17 protein-coding genes are annotated in these 25,127 nt (G+C 60.5%); 5 read left to right on the forward strand and 12 right to left on the reverse strand.

Going from position 1 to position 25,127, the window contains the following annotated elements; translation table 11 throughout:
* Positions 1–182 precede the first annotated feature (182 nt).
* Positions 183–1,481: a serine/threonine-protein phosphatase gene (locus KF841_02620; protein ID MBX3394241.1), complete on the forward strand. Its 1,299-nt coding sequence runs from the start codon at positions 183–185 to the stop codon at positions 1,479–1,481.
* A 53-nt stretch (positions 1,482–1,534) separates the two neighbouring features.
* Here the strand turns inward: KF841_02620 and KF841_02625 are convergent, their stop codons facing one another.
* Entirely contained in the window at positions 1,535–2,443 is a 909-nt protein-coding gene (locus tag KF841_02625) for a CPBP family intramembrane metalloprotease (GenBank protein MBX3394242.1), read from the reverse strand.
* 154 nt (positions 2,444–2,597) lie between these two features.
* Between KF841_02625 and trpC the strand changes: the two genes are divergently transcribed.
* Together trpC and KF841_02635 are read left to right on the forward strand one after the other, a co-directional pair.
* A complete protein-coding gene (gene trpC, locus KF841_02630) occupies positions 2,598–3,410 on the forward strand; it encodes an indole-3-glycerol phosphate synthase TrpC (GenBank protein MBX3394243.1) in 813 nt (270 codons plus the stop codon).
* 147 nt (positions 3,411–3,557) lie between these two features.
* Positions 3,558–4,232, forward strand: coding sequence for a PTS sugar transporter subunit IIA (locus KF841_02635; protein ID MBX3394244.1), 675 nt, complete (start codon positions 3,558–3,560; stop codon positions 4,230–4,232).
* Between the two features lie 91 nt (positions 4,233–4,323).
* On the opposite strand, the gene KF841_02640 is transcribed toward KF841_02635, so the two are convergent.
* Positions 4,324–5,340 (reverse strand): glycosyltransferase, encoded by a 1,017-nt coding sequence (locus KF841_02640; GenBank protein ID MBX3394245.1) that lies wholly within the window; start codon positions 5,338–5,340, stop codon positions 4,324–4,326.
* A 4-nt stretch (positions 5,341–5,344) separates the two neighbouring features.
* Entirely contained in the window at positions 5,345–7,885 is a 2,541-nt protein-coding gene (locus KF841_02645) for a glycosyltransferase family 1 protein (protein MBX3394246.1), read from the reverse strand.
* A 293-nt stretch (positions 7,886–8,178) separates the two neighbouring features.
* Between KF841_02645 and KF841_02650 the strand changes: the two genes are divergently transcribed.
* A complete protein-coding gene (locus tag KF841_02650; protein ID MBX3394247.1) occupies positions 8,179–12,255 on the forward strand; it encodes a glycosyltransferase in 4,077 nt (1,358 codons plus the stop codon).
* A gap of 40 nt (positions 12,256–12,295) precedes the next feature.
* On the opposite strand, the gene rho is transcribed toward KF841_02650, so the two are convergent.
* The 9 genes from rho to hutU all read right to left on the reverse strand — a co-directional run bounded on the left by rho (position 12,296) and on the right by hutU (position 22,583).
* A complete protein-coding gene (gene rho / locus KF841_02655) occupies positions 12,296–13,444 on the reverse strand; it encodes a transcription termination factor Rho (GenBank protein ID MBX3394248.1) in 1,149 nt (382 codons plus the stop codon).
* 445 nt (positions 13,445–13,889) lie between these two features.
* On the reverse strand, positions 13,890–14,168 hold the full coding sequence (locus KF841_02660) for an acylphosphatase (protein MBX3394249.1): 279 nt from the start codon (positions 14,166–14,168) through the stop codon (positions 13,890–13,892).
* A 101-nt stretch (positions 14,169–14,269) separates the two neighbouring features.
* Entirely contained in the window at positions 14,270–15,043 is a 774-nt protein-coding gene (locus KF841_02665) for a hypothetical protein (protein ID MBX3394250.1), read from the reverse strand.
* Between the two features lie 52 nt (positions 15,044–15,095).
* Positions 15,096–15,623 (reverse strand): DUF456 domain-containing protein, encoded by a 528-nt coding sequence (locus tag KF841_02670; protein ID MBX3394251.1) that lies wholly within the window; start codon positions 15,621–15,623, stop codon positions 15,096–15,098.
* A 165-nt stretch (positions 15,624–15,788) separates the two neighbouring features.
* Positions 15,789–16,826, reverse strand: a complete 1,038-nt coding sequence (locus KF841_02675) for a hypothetical protein (protein MBX3394252.1) — start codon at positions 16,824–16,826, stop codon at positions 15,789–15,791.
* A gap of 283 nt (positions 16,827–17,109) precedes the next feature.
* On the reverse strand, positions 17,110–17,376 hold the full coding sequence (locus KF841_02680; protein ID MBX3394253.1) for a hypothetical protein: 267 nt from the start codon (positions 17,374–17,376) through the stop codon (positions 17,110–17,112).
* A gap of 47 nt (positions 17,377–17,423) precedes the next feature.
* Entirely contained in the window at positions 17,424–17,699 is a 276-nt protein-coding gene (locus KF841_02685; protein ID MBX3394254.1) for an ethanolamine utilization protein EutN, read from the reverse strand.
* 308 nt (positions 17,700–18,007) lie between these two features.
* Positions 18,008–20,527, reverse strand: coding sequence for an ATP-dependent Clp protease ATP-binding subunit (locus tag KF841_02690; GenBank protein ID MBX3394255.1), 2,520 nt, complete (start codon positions 20,525–20,527; stop codon positions 18,008–18,010).
* 376 nt (positions 20,528–20,903) lie between these two features.
* Entirely contained in the window at positions 20,904–22,583 is a 1,680-nt protein-coding gene (gene hutU / locus KF841_02695) for a urocanate hydratase (GenBank protein MBX3394256.1), read from the reverse strand.
* Between the two features lie 379 nt (positions 22,584–22,962).
* Between hutU and KF841_02700 the strand changes: the two genes are divergently transcribed.
* Positions 22,963–25,068: a hypothetical protein gene (locus KF841_02700; GenBank protein ID MBX3394257.1), complete on the forward strand. Its 2,106-nt coding sequence runs from the start codon at positions 22,963–22,965 to the stop codon at positions 25,066–25,068.
* Positions 25,069–25,127 lie beyond the last annotated feature (59 nt).

Genomic DNA, 25,127 nt, shown 5'->3' on the forward strand with positions numbered 1-25,127 from the left:
TCGCCCTGTCCAACATAGCCCGCTCTCGACAAAACCTTCGGCTGCGGAATGAAGTGCCTGATACGAGCCGCTATACTGACGTAATCCGGCGGGCGACCGGTCACGTGATGAGCCTGCGTGGGAATCCGTCAACACCGACGGCCGCGCTCGGGCAATCGCCGCTTCCGGGACGAGGATGCAAAATGACACGCACGTCGCTCCAACACGAATTGCCGCGGAATCAGATCGGCGACCACCTCGACTTCGTCGTCCAAACCATGCGCGAGATGAGCAGTCAGACCGATCCCGAGGAGATGGTGCGCGCGTATGTACGCCGCGTTGAACAAATTCTGCCATCCGACAAGCGCATGTCGCTCAGCCGTCGCGGGCTTGAGTATCCCGAGTTCCGAATCACCCGGTTCAGCGGCTGGTCGGAGATGATTAACCCGTGGAAACAGAAAGACCGGCTGCCGCGCTTGCAGGGCGGCCTTCTCGCCGACCTCATTTACGGAAACACGCCGCGCATCCTCGATCAGGTCTCACTCAATCCGGATGATCCGGCGTATGAGTATTTTGCCGATGCCGGTTCGCTGCTCGCCATTCCGCTCTTCGACGGCGGCGAGGGAATCAACATGGTCGTGCTTTCTCGCTCAAAGGAATTCGGGTTCGAACACGATAGGCTCCCCGATTGGGTCTGGATGAGCAACCTCTTCGGCCGGGCAACCCACACGCTCGTCATCGCCGAGGAACTGAAGACCGCCTACAAAGCGCTCGATCAGGAAATGGAGTCCGTCGGTCGCATCCAAAGAAACCTGCTGCCCGAGAAACTTCCCCGCATCCCGACGCTGGACCTGGCTGCCTACTATCAGACGTCGCAACGCGCGGGCGGTGATCATTACGAGTGTATCGAGCTGCCCGACGGCCGATGGGGCCTGCTGATCGCCGATGTGAGCGGGCACGGCACCTCCGCAGCGGTGATCGCCGCCATCACGCATGGGCTGGCCACAGCGTATAACGGCCCCGCGTTTCCTCCGAGCAGACTGCTCACCCACCTGAACAGTCACCTGGTTCAACGGTATACAAACCGCATCGGCGCGTTCGTCACTCTGTTCTATGGAATTTACGATCCCGCAACCCATCTCATCACCTACTCCAGCGCCGGTCACAACCCGCCGCGGCTCAAACGCTGCCGCGATGGCGGCATCTCGTCGCTCGACAGGGCACAGGGCCTTCCCCTCGGCATCACAGAAGACGCCGACTATCACGACGCTGAGTATCAGCTCGTTCCGTCCGACCAACTGATCCTCTACACCGACGGCATTACCGAGGCCATGAATGGAAAGAACGGAATGTTCGGAGTGGAGCGGCTTGACCAGGTCCTGGAGACATGCATGCGAACGGCCGACGGACTGATCAATTCCGTGATCGAAGCCGTCAACGAATTCGCCGCAGGGCACCCTGCCGACGACGACCGCACAATGATCGTCGCGCGCGTCTCGTAATGCGGGGATCCACGGCGCTGTCCGACGAGTGGCACCTTCATCCAAGAACGTGACTAGGCCCTGGTCCCCAGGAGCAGCCAGATCACGGTCTTGGCATTGAACACCGCGTGAATCAGGATAGTAAACGCGAGTGAGCCTGTCCTCGCATAGGCTGCCGCCAGCAGAATCCCGAAGAACACCAGCGGAACCACGGTCTGCGGCGATCCGACATGAATCATCCCGAAAAGCAGACCGCTCACGAGCGCCGCGGGCCATGTCGACTTGTAATACGCCTGCAATGATCGAAAGATGAGGCCGCGAAAGAGCAGTTCCTCAACGATCGGCGCGAATACAATCGCGCCCAATGCCGTCATTACGACGACATTCGTCGCGGTCCGCTCGTCCTGCAGCGTCAGGATGGCACTGTGCTCCCGAATCTCTCCGCCCCAACCACGCCATTCAAGGATCGTCGTCGAGATCATCAGCAGTCCCGCACAAATCGGCCAGAATGCCAGATACACCAGCACGGCCCAGAGGCAATAGCGCGGCAACCCTGAGAGATTCAGTCCCCAATCCGCCCAGCCGGCACGCCCCAACCGGAAATAGACAATCGAAACGAACAAGCCGATCAGAATCGATTTGGCGATGAGATCCGCGAACGCTCGCACCGCCAGTTCGGAAGAGTCCGGCGCCGTTCCATCGCCACCGTCAGGCCCGGTCGGCGCAGGCGATGTCGCCGCAGGCGCAATCGACTCACCGCGTGGTAAGATCGAAGATGCCGCCCGCAGCACGAATGATCCCGTCAACAGGAATAGGCAGACAGCCAGAATGACGTCCGGCGCTGTCAGTCCGATCGGCTTCAGCAGCGGCAATGCAAACGCCCGTCGCCAACCACCCATCGCGATGAATCGCACCGCACCGGCTATCAGCAGAAAACTGCCGAGGATGAGAAGGACGATTTCGCTGATCTGATCGGCTCGCATGCGTCCAGCTCAACTTTCCGGATCGACCGACAGTTCCCCGGGGCGGCGCGAACACCAACGATCCCTGAATGATTGCAATCGTGGGCGCGCCGACAGACAATTCGCCGTGCGCGACTCATTCGTTCTACCTTCCACTCACATCAGGGCAACGAACATGGCCGCAACGATATTGGATACGATCATCGAAAACAAACGGCGAGAATTGGCCGGGACCATGTCCGCGCGACCCCTCGACCAGGTCCGTCGCGATGCCCTGACCGCTGCGCCTTCAAGAGACTTTCATCGGGCGGTATTCGGGCCGGCAGCCGCCGATGACATTCGATTGATCGCCGAGATTAAGAAGGCATCACCTTCCGCAGGCATGATTCGCGAGGATTTCGACCCTGTCGCGATCGGTCGGGCCTACGAAACCGCCGGCGCGTCGGCCCTGAGCATTCTGACGGACCGCGCCTATTTCCGCGGTGACGTCGCTTTCATTGAAGCCGTCAAAAGGAGCGTCTCCATCCCCGTCCTGCAAAAAGATTTCATCGTCGATCCGTATCAGATTTTTGAGAGCCGGGCGGCCGGCGCAGACGCGGTGTTGCTGATCGCATCGGTGCTCTCTCCACCCGAGATCGACGCGCTCTCTGCGATATCCCATCAGCTCGGGATGTCGACACTGATCGAGGTGCACAACGAAGCCGAGCTGCGCGCCGTGCTTCCCTTCATTGGTGCGGCACGAAGAAACCTGCTCGGCATCAACAACCGCGATCTGAAGATTCAGAAGACGGATCTGGACACCACCCGCCGCCTAGCTGCCCTGGTCCCACCGGGTACGCCCTTCGTCGCAGAGAGTGGCATTGCCTCGCGGGAAGACGTCCTGACCGTGCAACAACACGGCGCGGCAGCCATGCTCGTCGGTGAGGTCCTGATGCGGGCTCGCGATATCGCTCATGAGACCCGCGTATTGCTCGGACGCCCGGCGTAGGCGGTGGCGGGGAGAGCCGGGCCTCTCGGATTTGCTCATGGTCCCACGCCGGGGAGCCGATAATCACGCGCGGCGGATTCGCGTACGTGGTAATTCTTGCCGCCCGTTTTCGCCTTAGAATAAGAGAGACCGATGCCAAGATCGATCATGACAGTCAGTGAGGTGGCCGCGAGCCTGCATGTCAGCGCGCGTGAAGTCGTCCGCATGGCGGACGCCGGCATACTCCCTGCCATGAAAGTGAAGGAAGTCTGGCACTTCCGCTCCGGAGAGATTCTGAATTGGATCGAAAAGCACCTCCACTCGCTACCCGAGCGACGCCGAAGGGACCGCGACCCATTCGCACCGGGTGACTTGCTTATTGCACCCACACTGCGTGAGGAGGCCGTTGAAATCAAGCTGCCTGCAAAGACGAAGGCCTCCGTCCTTCGCGAACTCGCAAGACTCGCCGAATCGGCCGATCCGTGTATCGATGCCGCATCGCTCACCGAAGCGCTTGTCGAACGGGAGGAACGCGGCTCGACCGCCCTGCAGGACGGGATCGCCGTGCCACACCCTGCAAAGACGGTCTATTCCGAAGGCCCCGTCCTGGCGGCCGCGAGAACGCCCGGAGGCATCGCGTTCGGCCAGCGCGACGGGGGCCTGACAGACCTGTTCTTTCTCGTATGCTGCCCCGAACCGAAGACCCACTTGCTCTATCTTGGCAGACTCTGTCGACTGCTGCTGGACCCCGAACTGCAGGACCAACTGCGCACGGCCGAGACGCGCTCCGATTTTGTCGATGCCATCTGTTGCGCGGAAACCCGTCTCTGCGGACAGGACTAGGCCGCTCGCCACATTGATTCTCAGGACGCCCATCCCCCGATCGCGAATCCGCATTCCAAAGTCGGCCCGCACTGATTGCTTACTCGAAAGATCAGATCGAAACGGTCTGCATGGCAATCCGCTCCTGCCAATGCGAATCGTCCGCAGAGTGCGATGCATCGACGAAAGCGGCGCGAAACATCCGCCGCTTCAATGGGAGATGCGCCCGATAGAGCAGTTCACAGGTATTCGGCCAATCCTCCACGCTCGACAGCGGACGCTCGGCCCATGCTTCCATGAATTGACGGATGGCATCATGATCGCCGACATCGAGCTGAAGCCACTCGCGATATGTTGCAACAAGCGCGCGAACATCGCGACATCCATACAGCGATTCGAAGCATGCCGGATTCACCGCACCCAATCGGCCGGCCATTCGTCCGAGACAGGCTTCCCGATGACAGTAATCGGCCCACGTCACGCGATGATCATGCACGTTGGCTGCCGCAGAGTGATAATACACGCCGCAGCCCGTCGATTGCTCAATTCGAAACGCAAGCTCGATGTCTTCGAATAGATATGGCCGCAATCGCTCCTCGAATCCACCAACCGCATCAATCATGTCCCGCGGCGCCGACGCATTGCATGTCCAGAACTGCCGGAACCCGTATGACCGCCCGCTCTCCAATCTGTCGTAGAAGAAGATCATGGACGTATCTCGCACAAGCCCGTCCATCACGTTTGCGTCCGGCCAGTCCATCCATCGCGTCTCGCCCAACACCATTCCCGGCCGGCCGATGATCTCGTGAGCCGCCAGATGTTCCTTTACCCAGTCGCAATGCGCATAGGTGTCGTCATTGGTGAATATCACGATGCGCCCCCTCGACTTGCGAAGGGCCGCGTTTCGGGCCGCCGCCGCGCCGATTCGCGGCAATTGCAGCACAAGCGTCTCAGCCGGCAGCTCTCGGGGCTGCTCGAACCGGCTCTCAACGCCTCCATCGATCGCAACGATGCACTCAAGTCGAACGCCCGGCGGCAGCTTCTGCCTGGTAAGCGACGACAGGCAGCGTGTCAGCTTCGTCGCGCGTCCGTGCGTCGGAACGATGACCGTCACGTCGAACAAATTCATGACGTCAGACTCCTGAGACGATCGCGGCACCGACGCCGGCTTCACCACGACGAGCCACTTCGCATTTTCTAACAGGTGCCTCGCCGACATCCCTTGAGATCCCGGAGCGAGACGCTTCGGACAATCGATCGGTCATCCAGGAAAGCATCCGCCTCATCAAGGACTCGTATCCAAACTTCTCGACCGCTCGACATCGCATCGCAGACGCAATGGCCTCTCGCTCCTCGATTTGCGTCATAAAGTAGTTCACACGCTCCTCAAACTCCTCGGCAGTCGCAAACACCACCCGATCCAGATCCGGCCAGACCTGGCCGGCCAGTTGGACCGCTCCGGTGACAAAAATACGCTCGTACTGCTCCCAGTGTTGATGCGTCTGTACAAACGGCTCGTTCTTATCAAATCCGTTGTAGCGTCGAAGTTCGATGTACTCGGCTCGCAGGCTTTCGGGAAGATTCTCGTCACGAACCTCCGCCGGAAGCGTCGCACCGGTCACTTTCAGGTGTTCGTAAATCGCCCGAGCCACGCGATGGGACACATCCGCACCATGCTTACGGATCAGGAAGAAACCGCCGGCCGCCAGCCCGTCGAGGACACGCTGATGCAGCGCGCAATTGTTTCCGGCGTGCAGATTCACTCGCGCCCGACGAAACGCGGCGCCCAGTTCCCAACCATGAGACAGGGCCCCTCGCGCAAATCGTGCAAACCGAGGATGCCGATCCCAGCCGTTGCCGTACAGATGAAGCCGGCCGCCCGTCCGCTCCGCCCAATCGGCCGCCCAGCCGATCGTCTCATGACGAAGGAAGCGATCACAGAGCGGCCTCGCAAACTCGGATGCGATTCGGTCGATCATCTCCGGACTCGCCGTCCCGCCCATGGCATCGGACGCGCGCTGTACAAGCGATTCACATTTCAGCGATCCGTTCAAGTCGCCACGGATCGACCGCGCCCGAATCATTTCGTACACGGCATCGAAAAGCTGCCGCACCGCGGGGGATTCCACGCGCTCGCGCACCGCCGCGTGAAATACCTCCGGCGTCTCCGACGCATGCGTTGCATACGCAATGTCGCAGTCGAATTTGTCTGGATCAGGTCGATCCGCTCGCGGCACAAGCGAAGCGGTGTGCGTCGCCATGTCACACGGGAGGAACCGGTCCGCCGGATAGCCGTAACGCCGTACCAGTTCATCCGATCCCTGTCCCATGCAGAAATCGAGCGGCCCCATCGAGCGGCCGGCCTGCTCGTCGTACAACCATGACAGGCGATCCTGTATCCAAGTCACGACCGGCACGTGCTCGATCAAATGATCGGCCTGCGATCGCCGGGTGTGATCAATCATGAAAATCAGGTCCGGGTCGAATTCGCGAATCATTTTCAATGTCTGGTTCGGCGCCAGGTAACTCTGTGCATCGCGTTCGATCAGCGTTCGCGTCTCGCAGCCGATCCCCGCCAGTGCTTCCATCGCGTCACGCGTTGAATACTGTAACACCGTCGTAAACCGGCTCGTCATTGCCAGCACGCGAAACGGTCGCCCTTCCTGCCGCGCAGCCGAACAGCGACCGAGTCGGGTGCTTGATTTGACGGCCGCCATCGCCTCGCGGTAACGGGCTGCCCACCATGCGACGTCCCGCCCTGACCGTGCCGCACGTAATTCATCCTTCATGTTTGCATGTTCGCCCGAGACCCGTTTGCGCACAGCCTCCACAATCGATCGCACATTTCGATCACCGCACGTCTGCCACGATGGAGACACCACCACATTCTGCGGTAACGGCACATGCGGCCGAGCAATCAGCTCTGACTCAAACCGATCTGACGCTTTCGTGCCCACGCACCAGACAACCCGCCCGTCCGCAATGATCTCCCGCCAATCGTGCAAATGCATCGAAACGGCCAGACCCAGCAGGCTTGGCTCCACCACGAACAACATCGGACTCGCGCCCAACATCGTGTCGCGCGTCGCTTCGTAGTAAGAACCGACCGGCCATCCAAGCCCGACCCCGTCAAACGCGATCGCCGCCAGAATCCTCCCCGAGAAACCGGCCCGAAGCTCCTCCGCCGTCGCACCGACGCGAAGGCGTCCAAACACCGGCCGCCACGATCCGACCGCCCCGGCAGCCGGCTCGCACACCATCCATTCGCCATCGCGCGTTCGATGCAGGTCAAGCGATGCTCCGTGGGCTTGCCAGGCCGCAGCAACCTCCCCTGGCCATTCGTGTCGCGACCGAGCCACGGCCATGTTGGCTTCAAAGGTCGCGCGATGATTCTCCCAGTTTGCTGCGCCGGCATGCTGAAGAGAACGAAACTGATTCATGAGATCGGCAATTTCTGCGCGATCTCGCATTGGTGGCGTGAATCCCTCGCAAATCGTGGCCGCCCGCGCGATCAGCCCCCATTGCGCAAGATGCTGCAGGAGCATAAGTCGAATTTCGTCGTCTGACGGGTCTTGATTCAGCGCATAGGTCGCGATATTGACGAATGCGACGCTGTCCCCCTCCCGCCCCAGCGTGAGCAACTGATCGCGCGTGATGGATGCACCCGTTCCCAACTGACTTGACCCCAAACGATCACACGTGACGCTCAGACGATGCGCGCGGCATCCGCATCCGCGTCCTCCACGCCTCGCTCACGACTCAATGAGGCCGGGCCGTCTCGCTCATTTGAACCAGCCAAACACCCGTTGCCACAAGAACTTATCGGGACGCACCGCGCGACGGCTTGAAACCGCGCTCGGTCGCAATCGCACTTCATTCCGTGTCGCTCAATTCGTCGATATTTCAGGGTGCGAATTCACCGCCGAAACGGCGGTCGCCCGGAACGGACCCTGCTCCCAAGCTGCCCATGCAAGACTGGCCTGTCACTTTCTCAATGCCCGTCGGATTCACTGTCGGGGGCTTCACGGCCTGGGCCTTGCGACTCACCGAACACCTTCTTGAGAAAACACCCCGACGCGTAAACTGGGTCCTGCACGACGCTCCCCCCGGGTACATTGAGCTTGAGCCTGCCGCCCTTCCGCGGCACCCGCGCTTCACGCTGCTGCGTGCTCCATCGCTGCACCATCGCGAGAACTGGTCGCGGTGGACCGCGGCGTACCGCACCGCGACGCCTTCGATCATCCTGCCGGCCCTGCTGGAACAAAGTTATGCCATCACTGCGGCACTCGCAATGTCGCAGGCCGAACAGCTCCGCGTCGTGGCATGGAACCACAGCGATCATCCCTACGAATACACCCTGCTGAGCCGATATGCGCCGATCGCCCATGCGTTCATCACCAACTCGACGACATGCACACAGAACCTTCGCTCGCGCATCAACAATCGCAGTAATGACATCCGATTCATCCCGCACGGTGTTCCATCGCCTCGCGACACGTCACGGGGCCCGGCAGCCGGCCGTCCCATCCGCCTCGCGTACGGAGGCAGAATCGACCAGATTGCGAAGCGCGTTCTCGATCTGCCGTCGCTTGCTCACAATCTTTACGCGCGCGGCATCGCATTCGAGATGCGAATCGTCGGCGACGGCCCCGTCACTGCAGAACTCAATCGGCTGATCACGGATTGGAAGCATGAGCGCGGCCGCGGTCAATCGGCGGTTCGTCAATGCGCGACGATTCAATTCGAATCCGCACGTCCGCCCCAGCAGATGCACGAGCTGTGGCACTGGGCCGATATCGCATTGCTCATGTCCGCACACGAAGGTCTCAGCGTCGCAATGCTCGAAGCCATGGCCGCAGGCTGCGTGCCGGTCGTCTCCGCCGTCGAAAGCGGAGTCGGCGACGTCATCCGAGACGGCTGCAACGGTCGCACCTTCCCCATCGGCGACATGAATTCCGCGGCTGCGTGCATCGAGTCACTCGCGGCCGACCCGACGCGCCTCGCCGCGCTTTCTGGAGCGGCCGCGACGACGATCAGGGATCTATACGATCTCGATCAGCACGCCGTCGAAATCGAACGTATCTTTCAACAAGTCGAATCCGCAGCGCCCCGACCCTGGCCGACCACGCAACCGGTGCTGGCCGAAGCCGGCGGCCGACCCGGCGTCGACACCCCAGGTGAGCTGACCGTACCGACCGACGCCGGAGCGCGACTGAAGACGCTGCTCAACGAAATCGCTCGGCGCGACGCCGGTTCGGTCGCAATCTATGGTGCGGGACGACACACCCGTGCTCTGGCCGATGTCTGGGCGGAGTCCCCCGTTGAGATCGTTGCCGTCATCGACGACGACCCGGCTCATCATGGCAAGACCCTTTGGGGCTGGCCGATCGTCGGGCCGGATGATGTCGCAGGTCTCGACGCCCGCCACGTCGTCATTAGTTCATGGCTGCATGAGAACGACATCTGGGAACGCCGGGGCGCGTTGCAGACCTCCGGACTCACTGTACACAGACTTTACGGCCATCGCCGAACTCCAATCGACGCACTCATCACTTTACTGGTCTGGGACGCACATGAGGCGGTCTCCCGGCTGCTTGAATCGCTTCAATCCGGCATCTCTGAACTGAAGTCATGGAGGCTGTTCATACTCGATCAAGGCTCCGGAGACTCCACAGCGGATCTGCTTGGCCGATTCGCAGCGGCGCACGAAGATCGCGTCACGCTTGTACGCCTTGAACGCAACATCGGATACCCGGCTGGGCACAACCTGCTGCACAGGAGGGCGATCGAGCGGTTCGACCCGCGGTTTCTCGTTACGCTCAACAGCGACCTCGTATTTCACGACAACCGCTGGCTCGACTCACTTGTCAGTTTCATGGACGCACGGCCCAAAGTTGGAATTGCCGGTCCAACCGGCGTCATCTACCAACGTGAACCTGCTGAACGCCTCGGCTGGTGCCGCCTGGCTGACGCCGATGAACTTCGCGACGGACGATTCGACAGCATCTCCGGTTCGTTGTGCATTATCCGGCAGTCCATGATCGACGAGATCGGTCTCTTCGACGAAGTTTTCACGCCGGGCTACTACGAGGACACGGATCTCGCGATTCGCGCCAAATCCAGCGGCTGGCAACTCGGGATCTGCCCGATCCCTCACGGACACCACGATCTCGGTCCGGAGAAATCGACGTCGCACATCAAGCGAGAGCAGCTCGCCGCAGAATTCGGCAATTTTCAGAAGCGAAATCGAGATGTGTTTGTCGAACGTTGGCTCTCCGGCAGGTTGCCCGATTCACCGCCCGCCGAACCGCAGGCGATAAAACCGGTCGACACCCTGCCGGCCCGCGCTCGCATGGCTGATTCGCCCATCGCAACCGTCCCCGCATCGGAAGTGCAGGACCAATCGGCCATTCAGCGACGAACCAATATTCAGCGGCATCCCGACGCTCGTGTTGCATCGACTGCCCGGTTCGACGTCGGCCCCAACGCCACGCTCATCCTCGCGGCAGGGTGCCAGATTCGTGACAACGCTCACATCGAAGTCCACGACGAGGGTGTCGTTCACATCGGACCCGAAGCCGTCGTCGGCGTGAACAACTGGATTCAGGGCAACGGCGATGTCACCGTGGGGGAATTGACTTGTCTCGGTCCAAACGTGGTCATCCTGAGCACCACCCATCAGATTGACCTTGCCTTCCCGATCCAGCATCAGCCGCTCTCCAAGCGTCGCACGGTCATCGGCCGCGACGTGTGGATCGGCGCTAACACCACCATCGCCGCGGGCGTCAACATCGCCGATCACGCCGTCATCGGCGCCAACAGTTTCGTCAACCGCGACGTTTCGGAGGCGGCCATCGCCCACGGCGCTCCCGCGCGCGAACACGCTCGCCGAACCGTGACCCCAAAACAACTGAGAATCGTGTTCCCCATCGCAGTCGGCTTTAATGACAGGCCGGAACGATGCCACGCCGTCGCCCGGTTCTTTGCGACGATGGGCAACACGCTGCGCGAGATCGGCGTGGAAAGCTGGTATGTCTGTCACCCAAGGGCCGTAAAAGGACTCGATTCCATCCGTGCCGATCGGAAGTTCATCCGGGAGGATCATCGCGACTTCGGCCAACTGCTCGACCAGATGAGACCGGACGTCATGTTTCTCTGGAACGGCGCGACCGACGCCCATCAAATCACAAAGCGGTTTGCGGAGGAACGCCGGATTCCGATTCGCTACGCCGAGCTGGGATGGCTGCCTCAATCAACGACGATGTACTTCGATCTCGAGGGCACCAATGCCCGCAGTTCCATCCGCAGGCTGGACCTCTCCCGCGTTGCAATTCACCCGGGTCTCGATGAATGGCTCGATCAATGGCGAAATCAGCAACTCTCGAAAACGCCGGGCCGTGCGGTAGGCGATCCGGCCTGCTCACTTTCGGAACCGCGTGCCGAATTCTGCCGCAATGGATACATCTTCGTTCCGCTGCAGGACGAGCGTGACGTGAATATCACGCTTGCTTCGCCCTATCCATCCATGAATGCCTTTGTCACGGCACTTTCATGGAAATTTCCCAATGAGCGGTTCGTCGTGCGGCCACATCCCCAATTCTCCGATGTCGCCATCTCGCCGCGACCCAACCTGATGGTGACCACAGAGGGATTCCTGCACTCATGGATTCAGCATGCCGACGCCGTCGTGGGAATCAACTCGACCGTGCTGATTGAATCGCTGGCGTGGAACAAACCGACACACTCCGTCGGCGCCGGAGTCACCACGGGACTCGACGTGATGTACGAATCAGACGGCGTGGAGAAAATGACACTTCGGCGGGAAATCGATTCGGCCCGATGCGATCGCATTCGACGCCTGCTCAGCGAGCTCATCTTCCGACGACAGTTCGATCGGAGAGACCTGCATATTCTCGACAGGCTCCGTGCCGCGCATGGCGTGGCGGATCTGCTCGAATTCGCCGGCCCAACCGTGACTCGTCCCGACCCCTCGAAGCCGATTCAATCGTCGCCGATGCGCATTCCGATCGCGGCAGCCCGATAGTTGGGCACGCGCCCGCGAGTCGCCTTACGACGGCACGAACTCAGGCGAGATTCCGCAGAAACTCGGCATTGGAGGGGTATTTCCCGAGTTCCTCGAGCATCGTCTCCATCTGCTTTACGGGCGGAAGCGACATCAATCGACGACGCACGCGCGACACTTTCTCATAATTCGCCGCGCCGAGAAGCATCTCCTCCTTGCGCGTTCCGCTCTCCGCCAGATTCATCGCCGGCCAGATTCGCAGGTTCGCCAGCTCACGCGAAAGCACAAGTTCCATATTGCCTGTGCCCTTGAACTCCTGAAAAATGAAATCGTCCATACGGCTGCCTGTCTCAACGAGAACCGTCGCGATAATCGTCAGGCTGCCGCCATGCTCGATCTTCCGCGCCGAGCCGAACAGCTGCTTGGGGATTTCCAATGCCCGAATGTCAAGGCCGCCCGTCATCGTCCGGCCACTTGATCCGACAAGATTATTGAATGCCCGTCCCAGCCGCGTCAGCGAATCCAGCAGGATGACCACATCCCGGCCCATCTCCACATAACGCTTCGCGCGCTCGATCATGAACCGGCTGATTCTGCCGTGGCTCTTCGCCTCGTGGTCGTTGCTGGAAAACACGACCTCCGGAAATCCCTTTTCCCAGCCCGCGCCGGCATCGCACACCGAACGCTTCATCTCGGTCACCTCTTCCGGCCGCTCGTCGACCAGCAGCATCATTAGCAATGTTTCCGGATGGTTCTTGCGAATCCCGGAGGACATCTGCTGAAGGAGCGTCGTCTTTCCGGTACGGGGCGGCGCGACGATCAGCGCACGCTGTCCTTTGCCAATCGGCGCAAACAGATCGATGATCCGCATCGACATGGGACCATCAGGCGTCTCGAAGCGGAGGGATTCGGATGGATGGACCACTTCGAGTTCGTCGAAGGAACGTTTGGAAGCATAGGCGGGCGGAGTGAGTCCCGCGATTGTTTCGATTCGTGTCAGCGTCGGACGACCTCGCAGATTCTGCACCTGGTTTCGGAAGAAGACGATTGGTTCGCCGCCGCGAAGCCGGAACTTCTGAATCAGATCGCGTCCGATCTGCGGGCTGTTGCCCGCCGCGGAATAATTCGTCGCGGGATCGCGCAAATGACCAAATCCGCCTTCTCCCATTTCCAGGACACGCAACAATGACTCAGTAACAACTTCTGCCATGATTCTGTTTCTCGATTTGCAATTCAACGCAGGCGGTGATGCCGCTCGCCTGACACGCGAAAAAGAGACCGCTCGCAACTGCGCCCACGCGATCTCACACTAGCAACGGAAAATGCCTCTACCCAAATCAAGCGTCCGCTCAGCAGGCCGGCCCACCGTACAAATCCGGACCGGCAAGGCTCCCCGGCGATGAAATCCGTCGGAGAGACTTTTCGACCATCGGTCGTCGCTGGATACACGCGACCGTGCCGATAGGAAGCTACAGCTGCGAGCGGATGGATCAACTTCGTGGCAGTACGGCTGACCCGCGCACGAAAAACGCCGACGATCGCGGAGGGGCGTCGGCTGCAATCCCTAATTATAACGCCTCTTGCCGCTGCGACAATTGACTACCGACAAGACATGCAAATCCTTTCCACAGCCGCGCCTCGATCAACCCGCCTCGTCAATACCGGACCCGAAATCCTTCAAACTCGCCGGACGCCTCGCCTGATTCTGACCGAACGTCTCGAATGAACCCGCGCATTTCGTCGACCACTGCGGCGCGGAACGAGTCAATCGCGGCCGACTCCCCCTCAACCACGGCCTCCACGCGGCCGTCAGGTAGATTTCGAACGTAGCCCGTGACAGCGTGATGACGTGCGATCAGGCAGGTCGTCTGCCGGAATCCGACGCCTTGCACACGACCCGTGAAGAGAATCCGCTGACGAACAGACTCGCCCATCCATGCGACTCCAGGATCAGCGGACACAACGGGACAACTGAAACCCGACCGATTTGAACATACGACCGGCCCTTGGCGCCGAGTCGGACAAGTTAACCCCGTCACTTGCCTTCGACAGGCCTCGACGTTGCCGGTTGCGTGGTTGATTCACTGACTTGTCCCGACGCGTCGCTGTATTCTTCGGACGCATCCACTGCCATCCAGTACGCGGCCTCGGCCTGGTAGTACATGGATTCCTCATGCAGGCGTCTTTCCTTGTCCGCTACCGCCGTGCGATTCTCGTCCAGGAGCCTCGCCTGTCGCTCCTCAAACCGAACCACCATGCTTCGCCACATCCGCAATTGCGCGACAACAGGCATCAGAATCGCCCGATCGCGACCCCGCGACTGATCCAGTTTCGCGGCCAGCAACTCGCAGTCCGAGACCGGTGTTTCAAACACCATGTAAACACCCTTCTCCATCCAATCCGGATCGGCCGTCGCCAACAACTTGGCGGCTGTCTCCACGCGAAGCGTCGCGTCGCGCGGTCGCCTGATCAACGAGCCCACCCGATTGGCGATTTCGGAATTCGCATCGCCGACAAACTCGACGAGCACCGGCATCGCTCGTTCGCCCAGTCGCTCCAATTCATGCTGGGCGGCCTGTCGCATCTTAAAATCGGCGGCCCCCAGTTGTGAAACCAGACGGCGAACTTGCGCATCATCGCTCGGTTTGGTGGTGGTTGTCGCGGACGATCCAACCACGGCCTGGGTCGTCGGTGGCGCGCTTCGCGAATCCGTTTGATTGTCGTCAGCCCAGCCCGCGGATCCCAGCGCCCCAGTCATTGTGAACAACGCAACAACACAGAAAATTCGACGGGCACGGGCCGCAGGCACTCGAACTCTCCCTAAGTTCACCCGCATGAAAAGCCACTCCATCCGAGTCGGGCTACGACCCGAAAACGAACCAACCCCCAAGTGACACAACCGAGCCGCCGATCATCATCGCCGCTGTCGTTTTGGCGGTCATGCCGATCACCCGGCCGATCGTTGCAATAAGCCCGATTCGCAAGCCGACGGAAAGCTCCTTTCGCAGGCTCAATTCCGCAAGCAGTGCTCCCATGAAGCACCCGACCAGACCGCCGACGATCGCGCCGACCCCCGGGAGTGGAATCGGAACGGAAAAAGCGATCATGCCGATAAATCCGCCGATCAATGCGCCGAAGGCCGCTCGTCGGCTCGCTCCCGCCCGCCGCGCCGCAATCAATCCGGCCGAAAAATCGAACAACTCCGCCGCGATCGCCGCGGCACATAGCAGGGAAAGCCACTTCCAACCGATTGGCGTCCAACTGTGATACCAGTCATAGGCCGTCGCGGTTGCCAGAATCAACCAGGTTCCCGGTAACTGGAATGCGGCAAGCATCACACCAAGACCAGCGCTTACCACCAGACCGCCGAATGTGACATATTCTACCATGAACGCCCTGAGCCGATTTGCGCGGCCTGAGTCGATTTTGAATCCACCGCCGGGCTCCTGAACCCCCGGACGCCCCCTTGGGAGTAAACGACGACGCCCCCGCCGGCTTCACTCCGAACGGGGGCGTCGATAGATTTCGTCCGCAAATACCGGCGAACAGTTCGATCAGAAAGCGATCGACCACTGGGCCTTGGTGGTCCAGCGTGCGCCTTCGGCATCTCCATGATTGTCATCATAGTCGATGCCGACCATAAGTTGCTGCTTGTCGCTCAGGTGATGCACCCAACCAGCGCCGATCACGTTCGAATTTGCGTTGCCGTAGTAGTTGCTGCTCCGATTCATGTAGTTCAGCACGAGCAGATTGCACTCATTGATCTGATAATCGAAGCCGGTGCCGATGCCCCACTGGAAGTGTCGGCGGTCACCAATGCCTTCCTCGTCGCCATGTCGTCGATCGCGATAATACCAGGGATCGTTCCAGCCCCAATCGCGGTCGCCATCGCCGCGAGCGCCATTTGCCGAGCGAATGTAGCTCTGATAGTGCCAGCGAACGTTCTTGCAAACGGTCTTGGTCAGGTTCAAATGGACGGTCTGGTCCATCTTCTCAGATCCTTCACCCGTCGGAATCCGGGTCTCAGACCACAGCGCGACGGCCGGAATCAGATCCTTCTCGCAGACAAGCTGGAAAAACAGCTTCAGGTTCAAATCACCCGTGCCGTCGTTCGAACCGCTGACGCCGTTGATCTCTGTGCCGTCAAACAGGTTGATCGGGAGCACTTCGAGCTCAACGTTGATCTGATCAGTAATACCATACTTCACGCTCGGCGTGATCTTGAAATCGTCATCCCGACCGCGACCCGACTTGTGTGTCGCCCAGAAATCGACCTTTGTCTCAATCTGGAACTGACCCTGCCGGACGTTCGAGTTCGCTTCACGAACGACGAAGAAGTCGTCCACACCCCGGTAGCCTACCGGTGCTTCAAACTCATAGGTCTCGAAGACCGGAATGCAGAGCTCGATCTTCTTCTCACCGATCTTCAGGCCGCGCACCGTAATGCTGTCGCAGCCTGTCGTCTCCGTAGTTCGTGTCTCGGTGACGGTCGTCTCGGTGGAAGTGGTTCCACCTTCATCTTGTGCGAACGCAACCGACGCGCCGCAAGCTGACACTGCAAACAGTGCAGCCAGAATCCACTGACGTCGCATTATGGTGTCCTCCGAATAATGCCCAAATCGTCTCTCGACTTCCACTCGCTTATCGTTGGCAACGGCCTGAGCACACTCCCAAGCCGCGCTGCTTACCTCTAAGTTCGGGAATCTTCGTGACACCGCTGAAGAATGTCAATCGTAATTTCTGACTTATCTCCAGATTGACGCGACACTTGCAATCACTGCCGGCGTGAGGCAACACGAAAGATATCAACTGAAAAACCCGAAACTTATTCCCAATCGAAGGTTACGTGACAATCAGGCATCGCCTTAGCAATTATCAAAGACTCACTGTATCCACAATTCCCACAATGACCGATCGCACCGGACCGGCCGGATCGGACAACACCTGCCGAGCGCCATTCCCTTCGTCCAAAACCAGGACCCGATCACCGATCCCGGAATCAACGGCGTCGACCGCGATGAGGTACTCCCCCGTCCGAGCCCAATCGGCGTCCGCGAGGTCAACCACCAACAATCGCTTGCCGTGATAAAACTGATGCTGAATCGTCGCGTGCATCGATCCGGCCACGATTCCAAGTAGCATCCGAACGCCCTCAACCAACGGTGACGGCCGACAAACAGGACCGCCATTCAGTCATTCCCAACTTCAATGGCATCCACGATTCCGATGATACTGTGATCCACCGGCACAAAGGCCGGATCCAGCGCCATCGCCGCTTCGCGTCCACCCTCGTAGTAAATCAATTCCCCCGGCCCCGCCATGCGCGTCGCGTCGCAGCAAACAATCGGCGTTCCGACTTCGGCACGCCGTTTGTCCAACGGCTGCACGATCAGCATGGGCACACCGCGCAAGCCTTCATAGACTTCGCAATTCACCACGGTCCCGATGACACGACCCAGCAGCATCCTGGAACCCCGTTCCATGTCCCGATTACGACCACACTCAAGCGAATAGCGGTCGGGCAGAAACATTACCCGATCCAACCACCAAGTAAAATCCGGCTCGGGCAGTCTCCGAAGGAAGCCCCACAGGAGCCGGCCATGGAGCATTCCTCACACATCTTCCACCGGGCAGTACGGCCCGAAAGCCATCGAAGCGCAGAAAACGGCCCCGAAGAGCAATCTCTTCAGGGCCGTGCGATCCTTATTTACTGATCTGACTGAAGGTGACCTGCCGCAGCGACAAATCCCCAAACCTCACGAACCTGGCCAGGTCACGTCGCTTCGGCGCCCGCGCCCGCCAATGCGGGCTTGGAATCGCCGCTGTCAACCGCTTCGAGGTTCAGTTTCTTCTTGCCGTCGGGACCTTCGACGGCCGAAGCGATGATGCGGTTTTTGCCTGCAAAGTGCCGCCGCAGGAGGCCTTCGCTGATCGGATCCTCGAGCAACTGCTCGATCGCCCGGCGCAAAGGCCGCGCGCCGAACTTCTCGTCGGTGCCCTTTTCAAGCAGCAGTTCCTTCGCGGAGTCCTGAACTTCCAAAGTGAACCCCCGCTCCTTGAGCCGCTTCGCGACCTTGTTCAGCTCCAGCTCCACGATGGATACCAACTGCTCATGCTGGAGCTTGCGGAACACAACGATTTCATCAACGCGGTTCAGGAACTCCGGCCGGAAGTAACCTTCCAACTCCTGCTTGAGGACTTCGACCATGCGTTCATAACTCGTGTCCTCGTCGCGCTTTTCGAAACCGAATGTCGTCTGATGCGTAATCTTGTCCGCACCGATGTTGCTCGTCATGATCAGGATCGTATTGCGGAAGTCCACATGACGGCCGAAGGAGTCCGTCAACCGGCCTTCTTCCATGATCTGAAGGAGCATATTGAAGCAGTCCGGGTGCGCCTTCTCGATTTCGTCTAGCAACACGACTGCATACGGCCGGCGGCGAATCCGTTCGGTCAACTGACCGCCTTCTTCGTATCCGACGTATCCGGGAGGGGCACCGACCAGCCGGCTGACATTGTGCTTTTCCATGTACTCCGACATGTCGAGCACAACCAGTGCATCGTCGGAGCCGAACAGGAAATTCGCCAAGCTCTTCGCAAGCAGCGTCTTACCCACGCCGGACGGGCCGATGAAGATGAAACTGCCCATCGGCCGATTCGGATCCTTCAGGCCGCTGCGTGATCGCCGCACGCTTCGCGACACTGCACTGATCGCCTCGTCCTGACTGATGACGCGCTTGTGCAACTCCGCTTCAAGCTCAAGCAGCCGTTCGGCTTCTTCCTTTTCGAGCCGCGTCAGCGGAACGCCGGTCATCAGGCTCACGACCTCGGCGATGATCTCCTCATCCACGATGCCGTCGATCTCGCCGCGACGGTTCTGCCACTCGCGTTCGAGCGTGTCTTTCTCTTCCTTCAGCTTCTGTGCCTTGTCGCGCAGATCGGCAGCGCGTTCGTAGTCCGCGCCACGGACTGACTCATCCTTCTCGACGTTCAGCCGCTTGATCTCCTCCTCAAGATCCATCAACTTCGCCGGCTTGGTCATGGCCCTCAGTCGCACTCGCGCACCGGCCTCGTCGATGACGTCGATCGCCTTGTCCGGCAGAACGCGAGACGGAATGTACCGCATCGAGAGCTCAACTGCCGCCAGCAGCGCGCCATCGGTGATTTGCACGCGATGGTGCGCCTCGTATCGATCGCGCAGCCCCTTCAGAATCTCCGCGGTCTGGCTCGCGTTCGGCGGTTCGACGATGATCTGCTGGAAGCGGCGCTCCAAGGCGCCGTCTTTTTCGATGTACTTGCGATACTCATCGAGCGTCGTCGCACCAATGCACTGAATCTCACCGCGCGACAACGCTGGCTTCAGAACATTCGATGCATCAATCGCACCCTCTGCGCCGCCGGCGCCGACCAGCGTGTGCAACTCATCGATGAACAGGATGATGTTACGCGCCCGGCGGACCTCGTTCATCACCGCCTTGATACGCTCTTCGAACTGGCCGCGGTATTTCGTGCCGGCAACCATCATCGCCAGATCGAGCACGACGATCCGCTTGTCAGTGAGAATTTCGGGCACGTCGCCACTGACAATCCGCTGAGCCAGCCCCTCGACGATCGCCGTCTTGCCGACACCCGCTTCACCCAGCAATACCGGGTTGTTCTTGTACCGGCGGCACAGCACCACCAGCAGCCGCTCAATCTCATCCTTGCGGCCGATTACCGGATCGAGCTTCTCCTGCCGCGCCATTTCCGTCAGATCACGGCCAAACGAGTCGAGCGCCGGCGTGCGGGACTTGCCGCCCTTGCGCGGGCCGCCTTCCGTCGCTGTCGGCTGGGCCTGACCTTCTTCGTTCTCCACGCCCGCACCCAGAAGGTTCAGGACCTCTTCGCGGACTTCCTCGAGCTTGATGCCAAGATTCATCAGCACCTGCGCGGCCACGCCATCCTGCTCGCGCAGCAGGCCGAGCAACAGATGCTCCGTCCCGACGTAGTTATGATTGAGATTACGGGCCTCTTCGATCGCGTACTCGATCACCTTTTTTGCGCGTGGCGTCTGCGGCAGCTTGCCCATCGTAACCATGTCGGGTCCGCTTTTTACAAGCTTCTCGACCTCGAGCCGAACCTTGCGCAAATCGACTTCAAGATTCTTGAGGACGTTCGCACCAACGCCGCTGCCTTCCTTGACCAGGCCAAGCAGGATGTGCTCGGTCCCGATGTACTCGTGGTTGAACCGCTGTGCCTCCTGATTGGCGAGGGCCATGACTTTCCGTGCACGGTCCGTAAATCTCTCAAACATGTCAGCCGCCTTTCCATGACAGCGTGCCGTCGGTCGCCCTCCGCGATCCGGCATCGGCACTTGTTGCGCGTTTCAACTCACCCCTGATTCCCAAACTCCGGCGACGGATGCCATACGCCGTGATCGCCGTCTTCGTTCGCGAATAATTCCGCCGCGCCGCACACGTCTGAATGGTTTCTCCGGTCAGACGCACCGACATCCGCCGAATTCTAGGACCGATCCACACCCCCTTCAATCCGACGGACCGGAACACCGTCAACGAATCGATGAAGACGGTCGAGATTCTATCGGTTCAACAGTCGCGCCAGTCGAGCCTCGAAAACCCGCGCGGGCGCATAATTCCTGAGCCAACCGGACCGCGGCGGCAAGCAAAACGTTATTGCGGCACCTTGACGCCGCGCTCGCGCGCCACCTCATCCGCCCGTTCGTACCCCGCGTCAACGTGCCTGAACACACCCATCGCCGGATCGCAGGTCAACACGCGCTCAAGTCGCTGGCGCGCCGACTCCGTGCCATCGGCCACGGTCACCATTCCCGCATGGATGCTCATTCCAATACCCACACCGCCGCCGTGATGCACACTGACCCAACTCGCCCCGCATGCCGTGTTCGCCAACGCATTGAGTATCGGCCAATCCGCGATGGCATCGCTGCCGTCGAGCATCCCCTCGGTCTCTCGATTGGGCGAAGCGACGCTGCCGCAATCCAGATGGTCACGTCCGATCACAATCGGTGCCTTCACCTTGCCCGTCCGCACCAACTCGTTGAAAGCCAGCCCGGCGCGCGCCCGCTCACCATAGCCGAGCCAGCAGATCCGCGCCGGCAATCCCTGAAATGCGATTTGCTCACCCGCCATCCGAATCCACCGCGCCAGGTGCGCATTGCCCGGAAACAACTCCAGGATCACCCGGTCCGTCTCCGCGATGTCCGACGGATCGCCGGAAAGCGCACACCACCGAAACGGACCGGCGCCTTCACAGAACAAGGGCCGAATGTACTCCGGCACGAAGCCTTTGATATCGAAGGCGTTCCGTACGCCGGCCTTCACCGCCTCTGCGCGGATGTTGTTGCCGTAGTCAAACGTGATCGCGCCGCGCCGCTGGAGGTCCAGCATCGCGCTCACATGAACACCCATCGACTCAACACTGAACTTGACATACCGATCAGGGTCCTTCGCCCGAAGTGCCAACGCCTCGGCATAGGACACCTGGTGCGGAACATAGCCTGCGAGCGGATCATGCGCGCTCGTCTGATCCGTCAGCAAGTCAGGCACGACACCGCGGCGCGCCAACTCCGGTATCACATCCGCCGCATTCCCAAGCAGGGCCACCGACAGCGCCCGCTTCGCGCGCCGAGCGGCGTCCAGACGCTTCAGTGCGTCGTCCAGGCTGTCGGTCGACTCCATCACATACTTCGTTTCCAGCCGGCGACGGATCCGATGTGAATCCACTTCCACGCACAGACAGCTCGCGCCGTTCATCGTCGCCGCCATCGGCTGCGCGCCGCCCATGCCGCCCAGGCCCGCGGTCACCACCAGCCGGCCCGCCAGATCGCCGTTGAAGTGACGCCGCGCCGCCGCGCCGAACGTCTCGTAAGTGCCCTGAAGGATCCCCTGCGTGCCGATATAGATCCAACTGCCGGCAGTCATCTGGCCGTACATGGTCAGACCCATCGCCTCGAGGCGTCGGAATTCGTCCCACGTTGCCCAATTCGGAACAAGCAGCGAATTTGCGATCAGCACGCGCGGCGCGGCCTCGTGCGTCCGCACGATTCCGACTGCACGCCCGCTCTGCACAAGGAGCGTCTCGTCATTTCCAAGTTCGCGCAACGCACGGACGATCCGATCAAAATCCGGCCATGAACGAGCTGCCTTGCCGGTCCCGCCGTAAACGATCAATTCGTCCGGTTTTTCCGCCACATCCGGATCGAGGTTGTTGTGCAGCATCCTCAGGGCGGCTTCCTGCTGCCAACCCTTGCAGGAAATTTCCACACCGCGCGGCGAGCGAACCGACCGCGGGCCTGCAGACGCACCATCGCCAGGCGAGTTGCTCCGCATCTGAGTTGTCGACGACATCAGCATTCACCTCCAGGGACTGAATATGCCCTCACTTTAGTCTCGCGGGCCCGACATGGGGAGTGCACCCGCCATCGACTTTCGACGCTTTCATCACTTCCGCGACGCAACGCGAACTTCCAATTTCGGACCTCTCCTCCTCGGCTATCGCGTTGAATCACGCCTCGTACGCCGATATCATTGGGAATGATCGAGTGGCGAGCACGATCCACAAGCGATCAACGGGGGCGGACACGCCAAGATTCGATATTCCGACCGTTTGGCGGCACGCCGGCCGCAGACCTGCGTCGCCGCTGTCCGGCGATTTCTGGCGGCGTATGCGGGCGCGAGCCTCGAGAGTGCAACGACATCGGACTTCATCATGACAAAATCATCTGATAACCGCACCCGCCGCGCTGCGATGACTTTCATCGCCTTCGCAATCGCGCCGCTTGCGATGGCTCAAGCACAACCCGTCACGCCTCTGCCGACCACGATCGAGAACTTCTTTCTCCGTGGCACGCAGCCGCTCCACCTCGAACCCGACAATGAAATCGTCCCCGCGTCCGAAGACTGCGCGTTCTGCCATGCGAACGCCGCGCCGATCTACGACGAATGGCGCGGAACCCTGATGGCCCAGGCCGCGCGAGATCCGGTCTTTTACGCATGCCTCGATATCGTCGAGCATGATGCGCCCGGCGCGGGAGATGCCTGCATCCGATGCCACGCTCCCAAGGCCTGGCTCGAAGGTCGCTCGACGCCGACGAACGGGGCCGCCATCACCGCCCAGGATCGCGACGGCATCACCTGCAACTTCTGTCACCGGCTCGTCGATCCGTTCGACTCGAACTATTCCGCCACGGAGCTTGACGCCTTCGTGCTTAACGATCTCGGCTCCGATCGACCGGTGCAATCTTTCGATCTTGGCACGCCGTCCCAGCCCGGCTTCGGCGGCAGCGGAAGCTATGTGATCGATCCTTTCGACCGGCGCCGCGGACCCTTTCCGGTTGCGACGGAAGGCAACAATCCCCCCAATGCCGCGTTCTGCAATGACTTTCACTGGGCCGTCACTTATCCGAAATGCGAAAGCGACTTCGGAACCCCTGACGGCTGCCCCACCTTCGAATCTCCCTTCCATCGCAGTTCAGAACTTTGCGCGACCTGCCACGATGTCAGCTTCCCGCACGTGAGCTACAACGCCCAAGGACAGGCCGTTTTCAACGGTTCGGGCGTCGCGCACCCTGACGGCAACAAGTACAACATGGCGCCTGAACAACGCACCTTCAGCGAGTGGCTCAAGAGCGAATTCGCCCAGCCCGGCGGCGTCGACATGGGTGGCCGATTCGGTGCCGAAGGACAGCTCAGCGTCTCGAGTTGCCAGGATTGCCACATGCCGCGCCGATCCGCGCAACCCTGCATCAGCCCGAGCGTTCGGCCCGATGTGCCCAATCACTCCTTCTTCGGTGCGGCCACCTGGGTGCTCGACGCCATCGCGCTGCACTACGGACCGGAAGGTCCGATCGCCGGCTTCCCGCTTTTTCCGGACAGCCAGGAATTCTGCGAAGGCGACATCCACGAATTCTGTGGCGAAACCGCACAGGCCGTCCGCAACAGCGGCAGCCGGAATCGCCAGTTCCTGACCCGCGCCGCCGATCTCGAAGCCTACGTCGACGATGAACACACACCCGGCGAAAGCACGTTGAGAATTCGGGTCATCAATCAAACGGGACACAAACTACCGACGGGCTATATCGAGGGGCGACGCATCTTCCTGACCGTGGAGTACTTTGACTGCTCCGGCTCGGAGGAGCCGATCGCCGTTTTCGGTCAATACGATGCCGCCACCGCGACACTGGACCACTCGACGACCAAGGTGTACCACGCCGAAATGGGACCGGACGAGGGCATCGCCGCGGCGGTCAATCTGCCCGCCGCACCCAGCGCCCATTCCGCCTTCGCCGTCAAGCGCTTCTACGACAACCGCATCCCGCCGCGCGGCTTCAACAATGCCGAGTTCAGCGCGATACAGGCCCAACCCGTCGGCTACGACTACGCCGATGGGCAATACTGGGACGACACGTGGTTTCAGATTCCACAGGGCGCAGTCGCAGCGCGAGTATCGCTCTACTACCAACAGACGACACGAGAATACATCGAATTTCTTCGCGACAACAACCCACAGGCACAGTCGAACCCCACAAATCGCGGCGAACTGGCCTACGCGCTCTGGACGGCGGCCGGCAAGTCGGCTCCGGTCCTCATGGCCCGGCTTGGCGCGGACGCGCCATTCGATCTGAACGACCTTCCCGGCGGCGGCGATACCAACTGTGACGGACTTGTGAACGCTGACGACATTCCGGCCTTCGTTGACGCACTGCTCGGCCTGACGAAAAGTCGTCATGTCCTCCGCGCGGCCGATCTCGATCGAATCGACGGCCCCGATGGCGCGGATATTCAGATCTTTGTCAACCTGCTTCTGGGCAATTGACGGCTCACTGGCAAATACGAAGCAGAACGCACGCTTCACCCGATTCCGGGGTTGCTTCA

It is taken from the genome of Phycisphaerae bacterium, from assembly GCA_019636475.1.
Lineage (GTDB): Bacteria > Planctomycetota > Phycisphaerae > UBA1845 > UTPLA1 > JADJRI01.

Excerpts from the sequence above, each read along its gene's own strand:
- KF841_02620 (MBX3394241.1), top strand. The coding sequence starts at position 183 with ATGACACGCACGTCGCTCCAACACGAATTGCCGCGGAATCAGATCGGC.
- KF841_02625 (MBX3394242.1), bottom strand. The coding sequence starts at position 2,443 with ATGCGAGCCGATCAGATCAGCGAAATCGTCCTTCTCATCCTCGGCAGT.
- trpC (MBX3394243.1), top strand. The coding sequence starts at position 2,598 with ATGGCCGCAACGATATTGGATACGATCATCGAAAACAAACGGCGAGAA.
- KF841_02635 (MBX3394244.1), top strand. The coding sequence starts at position 3,558 with ATGACAGTCAGTGAGGTGGCCGCGAGCCTGCATGTCAGCGCGCGTGAA.
- KF841_02640 (MBX3394245.1), bottom strand. The coding sequence starts at position 5,340 with ATGAATTTGTTCGACGTGACGGTCATCGTTCCGACGCACGGACGCGCG.
- KF841_02650 (MBX3394247.1), top strand. The coding sequence starts at position 8,179 with ATGCAAGACTGGCCTGTCACTTTCTCAATGCCCGTCGGATTCACTGTC.
- rho (MBX3394248.1), bottom strand. The coding sequence starts at position 13,444 with ATGGCAGAAGTTGTTACTGAGTCATTGTTGCGTGTCCTGGAAATGGGA.
- KF841_02660 (MBX3394249.1), bottom strand. The coding sequence starts at position 14,168 with ATGGGCGAGTCTGTTCGTCAGCGGATTCTCTTCACGGGTCGTGTGCAA.
- KF841_02670 (MBX3394251.1), bottom strand. The coding sequence starts at position 15,623 with ATGGTAGAATATGTCACATTCGGCGGTCTGGTGGTAAGCGCTGGTCTT.
- KF841_02675 (MBX3394252.1), bottom strand. The coding sequence starts at position 16,826 with ATGCGACGTCAGTGGATTCTGGCTGCACTGTTTGCAGTGTCAGCTTGC.
- KF841_02680 (MBX3394253.1), bottom strand. The coding sequence starts at position 17,376 with ATGCTACTTGGAATCGTGGCCGGATCGATGCACGCGACGATTCAGCAT.
- KF841_02685 (MBX3394254.1), bottom strand. The coding sequence starts at position 17,699 with ATGCTGCTGGGTCGTGTCATCGGGACCGTGGTGAATTGCGAAGTCTAT.
- KF841_02690 (MBX3394255.1), bottom strand. The coding sequence starts at position 20,527 with ATGTTTGAGAGATTTACGGACCGTGCACGGAAAGTCATGGCCCTCGCC.
- hutU (MBX3394256.1), bottom strand. The coding sequence starts at position 22,583 with ATGCGGAGCAACTCGCCTGGCGATGGTGCGTCTGCAGGCCCGCGGTCG.
- KF841_02700 (MBX3394257.1), top strand. The coding sequence starts at position 22,963 with ATGACAAAATCATCTGATAACCGCACCCGCCGCGCTGCGATGACTTTC.